The sequence below is a fragment of the Bradyrhizobium sp. Kon58 genome (genome assembly GCF_055807455.1).
Window position 1 is genome coordinate 1 of the sequence record NZ_JBVVOT010000016.1, and the last position, 15,390, is coordinate 15,390.

The window sequence follows — 15,390 nt, forward strand, 5'->3', positions numbered from 1 at the left end:
TTCAAGCCTCCCTTCAACTGAGACGCTTGAATCACAATCCAATTTCGAAGGGAATCCCTATTGAGTACAGACCCTAGTGCGCAATTGCGCACTAGGCCAGGACGACGTTGGCAATCACCGGTAAATCCCGTGCCGATGCAGTTCGCGAATCACGCGTGCCTCGGTGGATGGCTGGCGACGTTTCGGCTTGGTCGTTTCTCTTGTGCTGGCAGCCGGCGCGGCGCTGGATTGAGTTGCGGCCGGAGCGGTCGCGGCTGTTGTGGTAGTCGCTGCCGGAGGCGTTGAAGTTGGGACGGTCGTCGCCGTCACGATATTCGTGGCCGCTGCCGCCGGAGCTTGTGGCGGCGTTGCTGCTGTCGTTGCCGGGTCGGCGGTCTGCTGGCTCGCATTTGTCGCTGCAAGGCTAAGGCTCCGCGGTCCGCCGGCAACGGCCTGGCTTGCCAGCAGCGACATTGCCGCGATCAGAATCAGCTTTCGCATGACACCCTCCGTTATCTGGACAATCCGTCTTACCTAACTCGCTTGCCTCTATCGCGCCGAACGGCCCATCCCGATTTCGATCAAGGTGGCACGGCAGGACAGACGATAGATCAAGCTGAACAGATGGCCCCACATGATCGAACTCCGTTGTTGATCAGTCAGGGGATTGTGACCCTCCATCGTTTCCGGCGATCTTCGCGGGGGCGGAAAAATGACTTCGTCGGCAAGGTCAAAGGTTTCGTAGGAAGCACCGGCGCGAAACCGGCTCACGCCGGCGTGAGGGCCCGTCGGCAACGATCGTGGGCTCGGCCCGCGGCGATCCTAATCGTGGACCAACATCAGCCGGCCGTCCTCGAGCCCGAACACGAGTGCGGGACGATCGCGGTATTTCATGCCGCCGATATTCGTCGCGATCCTTGCCGGAAGCCTGATGCGCGCGATGTCATGCGGGCCAGCGACGAACCCGATGAGCCGCAGCGTTCGCCGTTCGAGGTCCGGTACCGCGAGATCTGGATGGCCGTCGCCATCAAAATCGGCCGTAAAGCTCATGTGCAGCGATCGCGAGCCGATGAAATGGTTCGATACGTCGGAAATTTCCGACGATTTTTCCAAACGATCATGTCGCCACGACCACATTTCGAGAATCCCGACCACATGAGGCTGGCGGACAAGCACAATATCCGTGGTGCCATCGCCGTCGAAATCGGCGATACCGGCCGGATTGAGCCAAGCATGGGCGTGGCCGATCGGAGGCGTCTCCGCAACGATGGCCGCCGAGGCGGGATCGATGACAGCCAGCGCGGAGCCGCGCTTCAGATAGGATTTGACCAGCACAATCCTTTCGCGGCCGCCGATCGCAGCGACGCGCGGCTCGAGGTCTTCGAACACGGCGTCACCATCCAGGCGCAGCGTGCGTTGTCCGCCCCCGCGCGGCTCGATCACCAGGCTGCCGGCCTCGATGGCATCGCCGAGGACGCCGTGGTGATAGCGTTCGGTCGGCTCAGCGAGCCAGGCACGCGCGACGGTATCGCGGCCTGTCGCGACGCGCCCATCCGCAAGGGCCCCGGGCGGCGGCGCCGGACGTTCGAGCGCCGGGGTCGGCACCATGCGCATCCCTTTCGCGTCGAACTGATACCAATTCGTGCCGATTGCAATTCGGACGTCGCTATCCGCTAAATCAATTTCGCTGACGCGGCCGGGGGCGCGCACGGTGCTCGCCTGCCAGTCGGGCAGGGCTGGCGCGGACAGGGCTGGCGCGGACAGGGCTGGCGCGGACAGGGTCAGGGAAAATAGCAGGACCGCCGGGCGCAACCGCATCATGGTACTCCTGGAAAATCCGGCCGTGTTGCGGGGATCAGCGGCCGGTTGGCGGCGGCTCAAAACACCTCGAAATATTCGCGGTGCTCCCAGTCGGTCACCTCGGACAGGAAGCGGTCGATCTCGGCGTTCTTGATGTGGGTGTAATAATCGACGAACTCGGGCCCGAGCTTTTCGCGGAAGAACGGATCGTCCTTCAGCGCGCTGACCGCATCGCGCAGCGACTTCGGCAACAGAGGCGCCTTGGTTTCGTAGGGCGTATCGGCCGACGGGCCGGGATCGAGCTTGCGGTCGACGCCGTCGAGGCCTGAGAGAATCTGCGAGGCCATGTAGAGATAGGGATTGGCGGCCGGCTCGCCGATGCGATTTTCCAGGCGCGTGGCGGCGTCGCCAGCCGCGCCGAGCACGCGGATCATCACGCCGCGATTGTCGCGGCCCCAGATCGCGCGGTCCGGCGCCAGCGAATAGGAGCGGTAGCGCTTGTAACCGTTGATGGTCGGGGTGGTGAACACGGTCGATGCGCGGGCGTGGTCGAGCAGGCCCGCAAGCCAGGCGCGGCCGAACGCGCTGAGCGGCTCGCCGCCGTCTTTCGCCATGAACTGGTTCTCGCCGCTCGCGCGTGAGACCACCGATTGGTGCAGATGCCAGCCGCTCGCAAACAAATTCGGCAGCTTCGGCCGGCACATGAAGGTGGCGTGATAGCCGTGGCGGTGCGCGATCTGCTTCACGGCGGAGCGAAACAGCACCATGTTGTCCGCGGGCTCGAGGCCCTTCTTCGGGGCGAAGGTGAATTCGCACTGGCTCGGCCCAAACTCGACCTCGACGGAGCGCAAGGGCAGACCGAGCGCGACGATGTCACGGCGCAAAATCTCCAGCACCGGCTCCATCTGATCGAAGCGCTGCTCGGTGAGATATTGATAGCCGTGGCTGAGCAGGCTCACCGAAGGCGGCGTGCCGGGCTGGCCAGCGTCCTCGGGCCGCATATGCGGATCGTCGAGCTTGAAGATGTGGAATTCAACCTCGAGGCCCGCGACGAAATCGTGGCCGCGGCTTGCGAGCTCGCCGAGCACCTTGCGATAGAGCCCGCGTGTCGCGAACGGAACGGGGCGGCCGTCATTGAAATAGAGGTCGCAGAGAACCCAGCCGGTGGTCGGCGCCCAGGGCAAAACGCGAAACGTGGTGGGATCGGCGACCATCAGCACGTCGGCCGCGCCCTCCATCTCCTTCATGCCAAAGCCGCCGCCCGACGTGAACACCGGAAACACCGTGCGGTGCGAGGTGTCCTTGGCGAGCATGGTGGTGGTGATGGAGCAGCCGCTCTCGAGCGAGGCGATCGCCTCGGCCGCGATGATGGTCTTGCCGCGCAAGATGCCGTGCTGGTCGGGGAAGGCGAGGCGGATGACCTCGAGGTTCTTCTCCTCGACGATGCGGCGCATGCGCAATGCAGCGTCCTTCTGCTCATCCGACCACAGCGCATGACGCGCGACGAAAGTCACTTTTTCACTCCTCTATCCGTGAGAGGCGAAGCATGCGCCACATTCTCCGTCATTGCGAGCGCAGCGAAGCAATCCAGGATCCCTCCGCAGAGACAGTCTGGATTGCTTCGCTTCGCTCGCAATGACGAAGGAGGGACCTGCATTCTGCGCTACTCCGCCGCCGTCAGCCGATGCACGTTGTCCGCAATCTCCTTCGGCACCGGCGCCGTCCATGGCGCGCTGCGGCGGCGCTTGACGTCGACTTCCATCCAGTAGATCTCCCAGCCTCGGGTCGGCCCGATGCCGTCCATGGTCGCCGGGCCCTGGATCGAACGTGCGGTGGCCTCGTCGAGATGCAGCATCGGCTTCTCGCCGCCTGCGACCTTCTCGATCTCCTGCCGCAGCAGACGCCGGTACTGCACGATCGCCTTGTCGCTCGTGCCGAGGTGCTCCCGGGTGCGGTCCTGGATCGCGCCCATCGATTCCACCGCCCATTGGTCGTGCACGTTGATGTCGGTGCCCATGCCGGTATAGGTCGCCGTCTGCTGCTCGTGCGGATCGAAACCGTAATCGTTGGTCCTGTTCTTGCGCGATTTGTAGTCCGGCAGCTCATAGAGCTCGAGCCGCTGGTCGCGCATCTTCTTCTTGTCCACCGGGTTCGAATAGCTGGTGAAGATCGCGTACCAGTAGCAGTTCTCGTCGTCGACCGGCACGTGCCACTGCGTGATCGTCATCTCCGTGCTCATGGGGATGACGAAGCCGTGTGGGAAGAGCTGATTGGTGACGCGCACATGGGTGCGCTCCTCGTCGATCTCGCGTAGCGCGATCAGCCGCAATCCATATTCGGTGTGCTCGACATTGATGATCGGGCGGTCGTATTCGCGCAAAATCTTCGTCATCGGCAAGTCGGAGCCTGCTGATGCGCCGCGGAACTGCTTGCCGTAGGCCGTCGAGGTGTCCTCGTCCTCGAAGAAGCGATGCAGATAGGAGGCGTGCGCGGGGTCGATGCCGACTTCGAGCGCCTGGAGCCAATTGCAAGCCATGTGGCCTTTGAACGCGAAAGTGTGCGTGCCGGGCGCGACGAAACAGTCGAGCTCCGGAAATGCCGGCGGCTCGCCCTCGCCGAGATAAGCCCAGAGGATGCCGCTCTTCTCCACCACGGGATAAGAGCGCTGGCGGATGTTCTGGCAGAGTTTTGAATCCTTCGGCTCCGCCGGCGTCTCGATGCATTGGCCGGTCGCGTCGAACAGCCAGCCGTGGAAGGCGCAGCGCAGGCCGCCATGCTCGAGCCGTCCGAAGGCGAGATCGGCGCCGCGATGTGCACAGTGGCGATCGATCAGGCCGTAACGCCCGGTCTCGTCGCGGAACAGCACCAGGTTTTCGCCGAGCAGTTTGACGGGACGGATCGGGCGATCGCCGTCGAGCTCGTCCACCAGCGCCGCCGGCTGCCAGTAGCTTCGCATCAGCTTCCCGCAGGGGTCCTTTGGACCGGTGCGGGTGATCAGGTCGTTCTGCTCCTGGCTCATCATGGCAGTCGCATCCTTTGTGGAGTGGCGTTTGTTCGCCTATTGAACGAATGGGCGAATTATGCCATGCCTTGATCCGGCAGCAAGCACTATTTTGCAGGAATAACCCGACACCATGCCCAAGCTGAAGCGAAGCGAGAGCGACGAACGCGCGACGGATTTCGTCGAGAGCCTCGATCGCGGCCTGCGCCTGCTGCAATGCTTCGGCGCAACGGCCGGCCCGACGACGCTGAGCGATCTCGCCCGTGCCGCGGAGCTGCCACGCGCCACCGCGCGGCGTATGCTGTTCACGCTCCAGCGCGGCGGCTTCGTCAGCGGCGACGGCAAGCTGTTCTCGCTGACGCCACATGTGCTGACACTGGCTGCGTCGTATCTGCGGTCGAGCCAGCTCGTCACCGTCCTGCAACCGGTGCTCGACCGCGTTGCGATAGCGGCCAACGAAATCTCCTCGCTCGCGGTCCTCGACGGCGATGAGGTTGTGTTCATCGCGCGCAGTAGTCCGGCGCGCATGTTTTCAGGTGGGCTGGACATCGGCTACCGCCTGCCGGCCTTCTGCACCTCGGTGGGGCGCGCCATGCTCGGCCAGCTCGATGATGCCGAACTGGCTGCGCGTCTAAAAGCGATGAAGCGCGAGGCGTTGACGCCGCAGACGGTGACCGATCCCAAGGTCTTGCTTGCGCGCATCGTCGCCGACCGCGCGCAGGGTTATTCGCTGGTCGATCGCGAGGCCGAGCCGCATTTCCGCTCGATCTCGGTCCCGGTCCGCCGCTACGACGGCGTGATCGTCGCTGCGATCAACATGGGCGCCCATGTCGACCGCGTGCCGGCGCAGGAATTGATCGAGCGATTTTTGCCGCTGTTGCGTGAGGGCGCTGAAGCGGTGCGGTCGCAACTGTTGTAGCCCGGGTGAGCGAAGCGATACCCGGGAAAGTCATCGTGAAGACCCGGATGTCGCTTCGCTCATCCGGGCTACGCGCCTGTGCAAAAATCACTGCCGGTTGCGCATCCAGTCGGCGAGGCCGGACAACGCCTTGTCGAGGTCCTGCCGCGCGGCGGCGTCCATAACCGTCTCCTCGAGCGCGCCGCGCATGCAGAGCATCCACGCGTCGCGCTCGGCATCGCCGATGGCAAAGCCGATGTGGCGCTGGCGTAGCCGTGGATGGCCCTTCTCGACCGAGTAGAGTTTCGGGCCGCCAGTCCACTCGGTGAGATAGCGCTTCAGCACATCCCTGATGAGGCCGAGGTCGTCCGCATGCATCGCGCGGATGATCTTCGCCTCCGGCAGCGTATCCATCCGTTCATAGAAGCGATCGACTAACAGGTCGATCGTGGCGCTGCCGCCGATCCGCTCGAACATGGAGATTGCAACGTCGCCGTCGGTCATGGGAGTTCGGACCTACAGCGCCACGCTGCGCAGCCCGAAGCTGCGCGCTTCGTTCTGCAGCACCGGCCGCACCGCATCAACCAGGCGCGCCGCGGCGGCATCGACGGACAGTCCCGCCGTGTCCACCACCGCAGTCGCGCGCGCATATAGCGGCTCGCGGCTCAAGAGGATGTTGCGCAGCTCCGCCATAGCTGAGCGGTCGTCGGCCATCGGGCGCAAATCGCCCTGGCGGCGGACGCGGGCCATGTGCTCCTCGGGCTCGGCCTTCAGCCAGATCGTGTAGAACGACGACAGGATCTGGTCGAAGGTCAGGGGCTCCGAGACGATGCCGCCGCCGGTCGCGAGCACCATCAGCTCGTTGCGCGCGAGCAGCTGTTGCAGCGCCGCCTGCTCCATGCGGCGAAAACCTTCCTGGCCGTAGAGCGCGATGATCTCGGCGACCGAGAGGCCGTTCTGCTGCTCGACCTCCTTGTTGAGTTCGACGAAACTCCAGCCGACCTTCTTCGCTAGCATCCGCCCAAGCGTCGATTTGCCGGCGCCGCGCAGGCCGATCAACGCGATGCCGCAGAACGGCGCGCGCCGCGGCGCGGAGGCGCTGCCGCCCGCGAGCAGATCCTTGGCTTGCGCGATCTGCGCCGGCGTCGCCTTGCGCAAGAGATCGCGAAACATCTGCCAGTCCGGGGTCGGATCGGCCGAGGGAAGCAGGTCTTCGAGATGCGCGCCCATCGCGTCGGAGACGCGGCGCAGCAGCACGATCGAGACATTGCCCTTGCCGCTTTCGAGCTGCGCGATGTAGCGCTCCGATATTCCTGATACCTTGGCGAGCACCTTGCGCGACATGCCGCGTAGCGCGCGCATGGTGCGTACGCGCTGGCCGAGCTGTTCGAGAAATCGGGATTCGGCGTCGGGACTGTCGGTCATGGACTGCGGATCATGAGCCTGCTTGAGGGGATGCCTTCTTTAAACGAGGTCCTGCGGCGCGTATTAATGAAACATAGTGCCTGCTGGCATTGACAGCAAGCCGATGCGGTGTCTTTCTATGAATTATAATTCTAAATTCAGGGGAGAAGTCCGTGAGCGAGGGATCCTATAACGCGGTGACCTGGCTGCTCGATCGGAACGTCGAGGAGGGACGCGGCAACAAGCTCGCCTTCGACGACACCGTCTCACGGCTCACCTATGGCGAGCTCCAGCGCGAAACGCGGCGCGCCGCCAACATGCTGCGCCGGCTCGGTGTCCGCCGCGAAGAGCGCGTGGCGATGATCATGCTGGATACTGTCGACTTCCCGCTTCTGTTTCTGGGCGCGATCCGCGCCGGCATCGTGCCGGTACCGCTCAACACGCTGCTGACATCAGATCAATACGCCTACATCCTCGCCGATTGCCGCGCACGCGTGCTGTTCGTCTCGGAAGCGCTCTATCCCGTCATCAAGGACGTCGTCGGCCGCATGCCGGATCTCGAGCATGTCGTGGTGTCCGGCGCGAAACAGAACGGTCACAAGCAGCTTGCCGAGGAGATTGCGGACGAGAGCGACCGGTTCACGACCGCTGCGACGCATCCGGACGAGCCGGCGTTCTGGCTGTATTCGTCAGGGTCGACCGGCATGCCCAAGGGCGTGCGCCACATCCATTCGAACATGCAGGCGACCGCGGACACTTATGCGAAGCAGGTGCTCGGCATTCGCGAGAACGACGTTTGTCTTTCCGCGGCAAAGCTGTTCTTCGCCTATGGCCTCGGCAATGCGTTGACCTTTCCGATGTCGGTCGGCGCCAGCGTGGTGCTCAACAGCGAACGGCCGACGCCGGCGCGCATGTTCGACCTGATGAACCGCTATAATCCCTCGATCTTCTACGGCGTGCCGACCCTGTTCGCGGCGATGCTCAACGACGAGACCATGAAGGGCGAGCGTGGCGGCCAGAATTTGCGCATCTGCACCTCGGCCGGCGAGGCGTTGCCGGAGTCCGTCGGCAACAGCTGGAAGGCGCGCTTCAACGTCGACATCCTCGACGGCGTCGGCTCGACCGAGCTGTTGCACATCTTCCTGTCGAACGCGCCCGGGGATATCAAATACGGCTGCTCCGGCAAGCCGGTGCCGGGCTATGCGGTGCGGCTCGTCAACGAGGCCGGACAGGATGTCGCCGACGGCGAGGTCGGCGAGCTCCTTGTCGATGCGCCCTCCGCCGGCGAAGGCTACTGGAACCAGCGCCACAAGAGCCGCCGCACGTTCGAGGGGCCGTGGACCCGCACCGGCGACAAATATGTCAGGGATGCCGAGGGCCGCTACACCTTCTGCGGCCGCGCCGACGACATGTTCAAGGTCTCGGGCATCTGGGTCTCGCCGTTCGAGGTTGAGAGCGCGCTGATCACGCATCCCGCCGTGCTGGAAGCTGCCGTCGTGCCCGAAGCCGATCCGGAAGGTCTGCTGAAGCCGAAGGCCTTCGTCGTGCTGCGCCCGGGCACGACGACGACGGGCCTGCAGGAGATGCTCAAGGATCACGTCAAGCAGAAGATCGGCCCGTGGAAATATCCGCGCTGGATCGACGTGGTGGACTCGCTGCCAAAGACGGCGACGGGAAAGATCCAGCGGTTCAAGCTGCGGGACGGGGCGAACTAGAAACAAGCCGTCATGGCCGGGCAAAAGTGCGAAGCGCGTCTTGAGCAAAGTGTCCCGGCCATCCACGCGCGACTGCGATTGAGGAACGACGTGGATGCCCGGGTCAAGCCCGGGCATGACGACGGAGAGAAGAGTGACAGCATGACCAATCTCGCCCCCACCGGCTTTCTCAGCATCGATGGCGCCAGTCTCGAGTACAAATGGCTGGCGCCGCAGAGTGCCGATGCACCCACCATCGTCATGCTGCATGAAGGCCTCGGCTCGGTCGGGCTCTGGGGTGACTTCCCGGAAAAGGTGCAGCAGGCAACCTCCGCCGGCATCTTTGCCTATTCGCGTGCGGGCTATGGCCAATCGAGCAAGGTCGCGCTGCCGCGGCCGCTCGACTACATGCAGCGCGAGGCACTGGACGTGCTGCCGAAGATTCTCGATGCGATCGGCTTCAGGCGCGGCCTGCTGCTCGGCCATTCCGATGGCGCGTCGATCGCGACGATCTATGCCGGCGCGCATCAGGATCATCGCCTCAACGGCCTCATGCTGATCGCGCCGCATTTCATCATCGAGGACATCTCGGTGAAGTCGATTGCGGACATCAAGACTACCTTCGAGACCACCGACCTGAAGGCAAAGCTCGCGCGCTGGCACAAGGACGTCGACAACGCCTTCTACGGCTGGAACGCCGCCTGGCTCGATCCGAAATTCCGCGACTGGGATATCTCGGAATATCTCGCCTATATCCGCGTTCCTGTCCTGATCCTTCAAGGCGTGGACGACCAATACGGGACGCTGCGTCAGGCCGAGATCGCGCAGCAAGAATGCTATTGCCCGGTCGATTTGAAAGTCATGTCAGGCGCGGCGCATTCTCCGCATCGCGAGGCGCCGGGAGCGACGCTTGACGCGATTGAGCAATTTGCTGCAGCGGCCCTGCGAGAAGGCATGCAACAAAATGCATGTGGGAGCCGTTAAGGACTAGACGCACGCAATAATATGCATTATTGTGCATCTAACGGTAAAACCAAGACGAACTCAAGGGTGGCCCATGGCCGGGGAAGATCGGCGCCTCGCAGGCGGCGCGACATTCATCGATTTCCAGACCGAGCCGTCCCGCTACCGGCACTGGAAGCTCGCGGTCGACGATGACGTCGCCACCCTGACCATGGACGTCGACGAGAATGGCGGCCTGTTCGAGGGCTATCTGCTCAAGCTCAATTCCTACGATCTCGGCGTCGACATCGAGCTTGCCGACGCGGTCCAGCGCCTGCGCTTCGAGCACCCCGAAGTGAAGGTCGTGGTGATGCGCTCGGCCAAGAACCGCGTGTTCTGCGCCGGCGCCAATATCCGCATGCTCGCCGGCTCGACGCATGCCCACAAGGTCAATTTCTGCAAGTTCACCAACGAGACCCGCAACGGCATGGAAGATTCGTCGGAGAATTCCGGCCAGCGCTTCATCACCGTCGTGAACGGCTCGGCAGCCGGCGGCGGCTATGAGCTCGCGCTCGCCACCGACTACATCATGCTTGCCGATGACGGCGCGTCCGCCGTCGCCTTGCCCGAAGTGCCGCTGCTTGCGGTGCTGCCGGGCACCGGCGGCCTCACGCGTGTGGTCGACAAGCGCAAGGTGCGCCGCGATCACGCTGATTTCTTCTGCACCATCGAAGAAGGCGTGAAGGGCAAGCGCGCCGTGCAATGGCGCCTGGTCGACGAGATCGCGCCGAACAGCAAGCTCGAAGGCATGGTTGCCGAGCGCGCGAGAGAATTCGCCGACGCCTCCAAGCGCAAGGGCAGCGGCAAGGGCATCGCGCTGACGCCGCTCAAGCGCATCATCGATGAGACCAGCATCCGCTACGGCTTTGTCACCGTCGACCTCGACCGTGCCGCGCGCATCGCCACGATCTCAATCAAGGCGCCTGAAGCCGCGCCGCCCGCCGACATCGACGGCATGATGGCGCAGGGTGTCGCGTTCTGGCCGCTCCAGGTTGCGCGCGAACTCGACGACGCCATCCTGCATCTGCGCATCAACGAGCTCGAGATCGCCATGCTGGTGTTCAAGAGCCACGGCGACCGCGCCCATGTGCTCGCCTGCGACGCCTTCCTCGAAGCCAACAAGGCGCACTGGCTGGTCAACGAAATCAGGCACTACTGGAAGCGCGTCTTGAAGCGCATCGACGTCACCTCGCGCACGCTGGTGACGCTGGTCGAGCCCGGCTCCTGCTTCGCCGGCACGCTCGCCGAGCTCGTCTTCGCCGCCGACCGCTCCTATATGCTGATCGGCACGCGCCAGGGTGACAACCGCCCGCCGCCGTCGATCGAACTGTCAGCGCTGAATTTCGGTCCGTATCCGATGAGCCACGGCCTGACGCGGCTTCAGTCGCGCTTCCAGGCCGATCCGGCCGATGTGGAACGCGCGGAAGCCACGATGGGCACCGCTCTGGACGCCGAGCAGGCCGAAGAGCTCGGTCTCGTCACCTTCGCGCTCGACGACATCGACTGGGACGACGAGGTCCGCGTGTTCCTGGAGGAACGCGCCAGCTTCTCGCCGGACAGCCTCACCGGCATGGAAGCCAACCTGCGCTTCGTCGGCCCCGAGACGATGGAATCGAAAATCTTCTCGCGCCTCACCGCGTGGCAGAACTGGATCTTCCAGCGCCCGAACGCGGTCGGCGAGGAAGGCGCGCTGCGCCGCTACGGCAGCGGCCAGAAGCCGAAATTCGATATGACGCGAGTGTAGAGCGCGAATGGGGAGTGGCGAATAGAGACGCCATTCGCCACTCGCTATTCGCGATCCCACAATTCGATGCCCGCGATCTAATGAACTAGTCCCACACGGGAGGTCCTCCATGAACATCATGAACGTCGACTACTCGACCAAGATTCCGAACAACGTCAATCTGGCCGAAGACCGCCAGGTGCTCAAGGCGCTGGAAGGCTGGCATCCCGGCTACATGGACTGGTGGAAAGACATGGGGCCGGAAGGCTTCCAGGAATCGCTGGTGTACTTGCGCACCGCCTATTCGGTCGATCCGCGCGGCTGGGCCAAGTTCGACTACGTGCGGATGCCCGAGTATCGCTGGGGCATTCTCCTTGCTCCCCAGGAAGAGAACCGCGTCGTGCCGTTCGGCGAGCATTTTGGCGAGCCGGCCTGGCAGGAAGTCCCGGGCGAATATCGCGCCATGCTGCGCCGTCTGATCGTGATCCAGGGCGACACCGAGCCTGCCTCGGTCGAGCAGCAGCGTCACCTCGGCAAGACCGCGCCCTCGCTGTACGACATGCGCAATCTGTTCCAGGTCAATGTCGAGGAAGGCCGTCACCTCTGGGCGATGGTGTACCTGCTGCAAAAGTACTTTGGCCGCGACGGACGTGAGGAGGCTGACGATTTGTTGCGCCGCCGCTCGGGTGACGCCGACTCGCCACGCATGCTGGGCGCCTTCAACGAGGCGACGCCGGACTGGCTGTCCTTCTTCATGTTCACCTATTTCACCGACCGCGACGGCAAGATGCAGCTGCACTCGCTCGCGCAGTCCGGCTTCGATCCCTTGTCGCGCACCTGCCGCTTCATGCTGACGGAAGAAGCGCACCACATGTTCGTCGGCGAGACCGGCATCACGCGTGTCGTGCAGCGCACCTGCGATGCGATGCGGGAAGCCGGCATCACCGATCCCACCGACATCGCGAAGGTCCGCGCGCTCGGTGTGATCGACCTGCCGACCATCCAGAAGAAGCTGAACCTGCACTATACGCTGTCGCTCGATCTGTTTGGCTCGGAAGTCTCGACCAACGCGGCGAACGCCTTCAACACCGGCATCAAGGGCCGCTATCACGAGACCCAGATCGACGACGATCATCAGCTCAAGAACGCGACCTATCCGGTGCTGAAGTTCATCGATGGTGAGATCAAGCTGGTGGACGAGCCGGCGCTGACCGCGCTCAACATGCGCCTGCGCGACGATTACAGCCAGGATTGCGTCAAGGGCATGCTGCGCTGGAACAAGGTGATCTCGACCTCGGGCTACCAGTTTCAGCTCAAGCTGCCCAACGTCGCCTTCCACCGCCATATCGGCGAGTTCAAGGGCATCCACGCGACGCCGGATGGTCTGTTGATCGACGACGCCACCTGGGCGAAGCGCAAGGACGAATGGCTGCCATCGACCGCCGACGGCGACTTCATCACCTCGCTGATGCAGCCCGTCACCGAGACCGGCCAGTTCGCCTCCTGGATCTCGCCGCCGAAAGTCGGCATCGACAACAAGCCCGGCGATTTCGAGTATGTGAGGATCGAGTCGTAACTTCTTTACCTCTCCCCGCTTCCGGGGAGAGGTCGGATCGCCCTTGCGATCCGGGTGAGGGGGTACAGGTGCGGCGACAATCTCACGTGTGGAGAGAAGCCCCTCACCCCAACCCTCTCCCCGCAAGAGCGGGGTGAGGGAGCGCTCCGCTGACGCCGCGAGCAGCGCGATGCCTCAACTATCCCACCCGCTCCCCTTGATCCCCGGGTTCGCATAGACAATGCCGCCGTCCACCGCGATGGTCGCGCCCACCACATAATCTCCCGCGCGCGAGGCGAGATAGATCGCAGCGCCCGCCATGTCCTCGTCGGTGCCGACGCGGCCCGCGGGCACGCGGGTCGAGACCTCGTCGGCATGATCGCGTGCGGCCCGGTTCATGTCGGATTTGAACGGGCCCGGCGCGATCGCGGTGACCACGACGTGGTCGCCGATCAGCTTCACGGCCATGCGCCGCGTCAAATGGATCAGCCCCGCCTTGCTCGCCGCGTAGGAATAGGTCTCGCCCGGATTGACGAAGATGCCGTCGATCGAGGCGATGTTGATCACTTTCGCCGGCCGCTCTGCTGATGCCGCCGCGCGCAGCGTGGGCGCCAGCGCCTTGGTCAGGAAGAACGGTGCCTTGACGTTGAGATTCATCACCTTGTCCCAGCCGCTCTCCGGAAACTCGTCGAACTCCGCGCCCCAGGCCGCGCCCGCATTGTTGACGAGGATGTCGAGTTTGGGCTCGCGCTTGGCGAATTCGCTCGCGAGCAGCTCGGCGCCGGCCAGTGTCGAGATGTCGATCGGCAGTGCGATGCATTCGCCGTCATATTGCGCGGAGAGCTCGTTCGCGGTGGCTTCGCAAGGCCCGGCCTTGCGCGCGGTGATGTAGACCTTCGCGGCCCCTGCGCTGAGAAATCCCGCCGCGATCATCTTGCCGATGCCGCGCGAACCGCCGGTCACCAGCGCGACGCGGCCTTTGAGCGAGAACAGATCGTTGAACATGGTGCCTCCCTTGGTGTTTGGCGACGTTTTGAGCGCGGGTGGGGAGGGGAGTCAAGAAAGGCGCCGCATCGTCATCTGGCTTTCGCCAGGACGACGTCTGAGTTCGGGCAGCGAAGACGGAGAGATTTAAGCCGCCGCGATCCTGCGGAAGCCGTTCCACATTGCGGTCGCGGCGCCCGAGGTCAGCACCGGCAGAATCCGCGTGTCCTGGTAATTGCCGTTGAGCGAGACCCGTGGCAGCGCGGTCATGTGGCCGGCGTTTTCGGCGAACAGCATGCCGGGCCGCGTCGTCACCGCGGTCTTGAAGCCGGCGGATGCCGCGAGCACGAATTCACGCTCGCCCGCCGCCTCCCGATCACCATAGGGATAGGCAAGATGCTGGACATTGCGGCCGAGCGCCTGCTCGATCCGCGCGCGGCTCACGGCCATCTCCTGCGTGGCGATCGCTTCGCTTTGCTTGGCGAGATTGCAATGGCTGACGGAATGCGCGCCGATGGTGACCAGGGGATCGGCAGCAAATGTCTTCACCTCGTCCCAGGACAGGCAGAGGCTGCGGCACAGCGCGGCCATGTCGACACCGTACTTCGTGCAGAGCGCCTCGATCTCGCGCTTGAGATCGTGCTCGCCGGGCAATGCGCGCAACCAGTCGTGCAGGCGGTCGAACGCCGCCTGCTTGGCGGCTGGCGTCGTGGCATCGAGCCTCAGGGCGGCCTTGCCGATGGTCACCTCGATCTGCTCGGCCTTGGCAATCACGGCCTCCAGCGCCTCCCACCACAGCCGACCCGTGCCCTCCGCGAAGTCGCTGGCGACATAGACCGCCAGAGGCGCGTCAAATTCGCGCAGAACCGGCAGCGCAAAATCGAGATTGTCGCGATAGCCATCGTCGAGCGTGAAGGCGGCGAAGCGCCGGTCGAACCGGCGCTGCACCAGTCGCTCATGCAACTCGTCCATGCTGACGATGTCGATCTCGCGCGAGCGCAGATGGCACAGTGTCGCGCGCAGGAATTCGGGGGTGACTTCGAGATGCCGGTTCGGCTGAAACGCCGCGGCGCGGGCCGGCCGCACGTGATGCAGCATGAAAATGGCGCCGACGCCCGACAAAAGCGGGCGCAACAGGTGGTGGGCGCCGCTGAAATAGAGTGCTTCCAGCCCGGCGCGGATGACGTTGTTACGAAGTTGTTTCATGACCCGCTGGCGGACTTTGGCATTCCGCCTTCAACTTACGGAAGAACCCTTGAAGAAAAAGTTATTCCAATTGTCACGCCCGGCCTTCGGAAGGGCGTCATTTCCGGTTTGACAGCCCGCCAAGGGTTTGTTTTGTCTCCGGTT

At 63.9% G+C, this 15,390-nt stretch carries 12 protein-coding genes and 1 pseudogene; 5 read left to right on the plus strand and 8 right to left on the minus strand.

Translation table 11 applies throughout. The features are described 5' to 3' along the window. Nucleotides 1-114 precede the first annotated feature (114 nt). The 4 genes from AC0L20_RS24015 to AC0L20_RS24030 form a co-directional block, all read right to left on the minus strand. Nucleotides 115-480, minus strand: a complete 366-nt coding sequence (locus tag AC0L20_RS24015; RefSeq protein ID WP_473292868.1) for a hypothetical protein — start codon at nucleotides 478-480, stop codon at nucleotides 115-117. Between the two features lie 321 nt (nucleotides 481-801). Then, nucleotides 802-1,791 carry an FG-GAP repeat domain-containing protein gene (locus AC0L20_RS24020; RefSeq protein ID WP_473292870.1) on the minus strand — a complete coding sequence of 330 codons (990 nt, stop codon included), beginning with the start codon at nucleotides 1,789-1,791 and terminating at the stop codon, nucleotides 802-804. A 65-nt stretch (nucleotides 1,792-1,856) separates the two neighbouring features. Further along, nucleotides 1,857-3,293 (minus strand): glutamine synthetase family protein, encoded by a 1,437-nt coding sequence (locus AC0L20_RS24025; RefSeq protein WP_473292872.1) that lies wholly within the window; start codon nucleotides 3,291-3,293, stop codon nucleotides 1,857-1,859. Nucleotides 3,294-3,442: 149 nt separating this feature from the next. Further along, entirely contained in the window at nucleotides 3,443-4,801 is a 1,359-nt protein-coding gene (locus AC0L20_RS24030; protein ID WP_473292875.1) for an aromatic ring-hydroxylating dioxygenase subunit alpha, read from the minus strand. 112 nt (nucleotides 4,802-4,913) lie between these two features. Here AC0L20_RS24030 and AC0L20_RS24035 point away from each other — a divergent pair, with 112 nt between their 5' ends. Next, nucleotides 4,914-5,699: an IclR family transcriptional regulator domain-containing protein gene (locus AC0L20_RS24035; RefSeq protein WP_473292880.1), complete on the plus strand. Its 786-nt coding sequence runs from the start codon at nucleotides 4,914-4,916 to the stop codon at nucleotides 5,697-5,699. A gap of 87 nt (nucleotides 5,700-5,786) precedes the next feature. On the opposite strand, the gene AC0L20_RS24040 is transcribed toward AC0L20_RS24035, so the two are convergent. Together AC0L20_RS24040 and AC0L20_RS24045 are read right to left on the minus strand one after the other, a co-directional pair. Next, entirely contained in the window at nucleotides 5,787-6,182 is a 396-nt protein-coding gene (locus AC0L20_RS24040) for a group II truncated hemoglobin (protein WP_473292882.1), read from the minus strand. Nucleotides 6,183-6,194: 12 nt separating this feature from the next. Then, a pseudogene (locus AC0L20_RS24045) lies at nucleotides 6,195-7,115 on the minus strand (helix-turn-helix transcriptional regulator); the annotation flags it as partial. A gap of 140 nt (nucleotides 7,116-7,255) precedes the next feature. Here AC0L20_RS24045 and AC0L20_RS24050 point away from each other — a divergent pair. The 4 genes from AC0L20_RS24050 (at nucleotide 7,256) to boxB (ending at nucleotide 13,077) form a co-directional block, all read left to right on the plus strand. Continuing rightward, on the plus strand, nucleotides 7,256-8,797 hold the full coding sequence (locus tag AC0L20_RS24050) for a benzoate-CoA ligase family protein (RefSeq protein ID WP_473292885.1): 1,542 nt from the start codon (nucleotides 7,256-7,258) through the stop codon (nucleotides 8,795-8,797). A 141-nt stretch (nucleotides 8,798-8,938) separates the two neighbouring features. Beyond that, nucleotides 8,939-9,760, plus strand: coding sequence for an alpha/beta fold hydrolase (locus tag AC0L20_RS24055; protein ID WP_473292889.1), 822 nt, complete (start codon nucleotides 8,939-8,941; stop codon nucleotides 9,758-9,760). A 73-nt stretch (nucleotides 9,761-9,833) separates the two neighbouring features. Continuing rightward, nucleotides 9,834-11,522 carry a 2,3-epoxybenzoyl-CoA dihydrolase gene (gene boxC, locus AC0L20_RS24060; RefSeq protein ID WP_473292891.1) on the plus strand — a complete coding sequence of 563 codons (1,689 nt, stop codon included), beginning with the start codon at nucleotides 9,834-9,836 and terminating at the stop codon, nucleotides 11,520-11,522. A 118-nt stretch (nucleotides 11,523-11,640) separates the two neighbouring features. Next, nucleotides 11,641-13,077, plus strand: coding sequence for a benzoyl-CoA 2,3-epoxidase subunit BoxB (gene boxB / locus AC0L20_RS24065; RefSeq protein ID WP_473293270.1), 1,437 nt, complete (start codon nucleotides 11,641-11,643; stop codon nucleotides 13,075-13,077). Nucleotides 13,078-13,251: 174 nt separating this feature from the next. On the opposite strand, the gene AC0L20_RS24070 is transcribed toward boxB, so the two are convergent. Both AC0L20_RS24070 and AC0L20_RS24075 read right to left on the minus strand, forming a co-directional pair. Then, a complete protein-coding gene (locus AC0L20_RS24070; protein ID WP_473292894.1) occupies nucleotides 13,252-14,061 on the minus strand; it encodes an SDR family oxidoreductase in 810 nt (269 codons plus the stop codon). A 126-nt stretch (nucleotides 14,062-14,187) separates the two neighbouring features. Beyond that, nucleotides 14,188-15,246, minus strand: a complete 1,059-nt coding sequence (locus AC0L20_RS24075) for a polysaccharide deacetylase family protein (protein ID WP_473292896.1) — start codon at nucleotides 15,244-15,246, stop codon at nucleotides 14,188-14,190. Between the last annotated feature and the right edge of the window lie 144 nt (nucleotides 15,247-15,390).